1 protein-coding gene and 1 pseudogene are annotated in these 778 nt (G+C 73.4%); both read right to left on the reverse strand.

The genetic code is table 11. From position 1 onward, the window contains the following. Positions 1 to 493, reverse strand: a 493-nt coding sequence (locus D471_RS36190) for a protein kinase domain-containing protein (RefSeq protein ID WP_040691293.1), incomplete at its 3' end; no start/stop codon positions are given. A 74-nt stretch (positions 494 to 567) separates the two neighbouring features. Then, a pseudogene (locus tag D471_RS36195) lies at positions 568 to 778 on the reverse strand (hypothetical protein); the annotation flags it as partial.

Here is a 778-nt window from a genome sequence, read left to right on the forward strand (position 1 = left end):
CCGAACCCGGCGGCGGCGGGGGCACGGCCGCACCGATCGGGTGAACGGAGCCGAAACCGGTCAGCACCGGGGTACGGCCCGCCCTCAGGACATTGCCCGGGCTGACGTCGTTGTGCACCAGACCCCGACCGTGCATCGCGCCCAGGGCCGCGGCCGCGCTCCGGGCGACCGCCGCCGCCTCCTGGATCGGAGCCGGCCCCCTGTTCGCGAGCATGTCGGCGAAGGAGCCGTCCGCGTAGAACGGCAGGACCACGAACAGGTCGCCCTCGGCCGTGGTGCCCGCGTCCAACAGAGGCACCACGCCGGGCATCCCGCTGAGGTCGCGCAGCCGGTCGAGCTCCGCGCGCCCCTGGGCGGCGGGCAGGACCTTGAGCACGACGTCCGCACCACTGGTCGCACGCGTCGCGCGGACGATCCTGGCACGGCGCCCCTGGCGCAGTACGGCGGACGTGTCGTATCCGGGCGCCCATGCGGCGTGGTCGGAGCCGGACATGAGTGAGCGACCCCCTCGTGGTGTTCGTGGCGGAGGCCCCAGCGCTCAGGCGTGGGGGATGGTGACGCGGTGGGTCAGGGCAGTTCCGGCAGGCGCGGGGCGTCGAACGCGGGGTCCTGCACCACCTGCTGCCGGAACGTTCCGAACCCACGTTCCTCGTTGACCTCCTGCTGGCGGCCGAACGCCCCGATGAGAGCGATGACGCCGCAGATCAGGGCGGTGAGGATGAGACCGCCGATCACCGCCGGCCACACCTGCTGACGGCGCCGCCAGTAGCGGCTGGGA

It is taken from the genome of Nocardiopsis lucentensis DSM 44048, assembly GCF_000341125.1.
Classification (GTDB): Bacteria; Actinomycetota; Actinomycetes; order Streptosporangiales; family Streptosporangiaceae; genus Nocardiopsis; species Nocardiopsis lucentensis.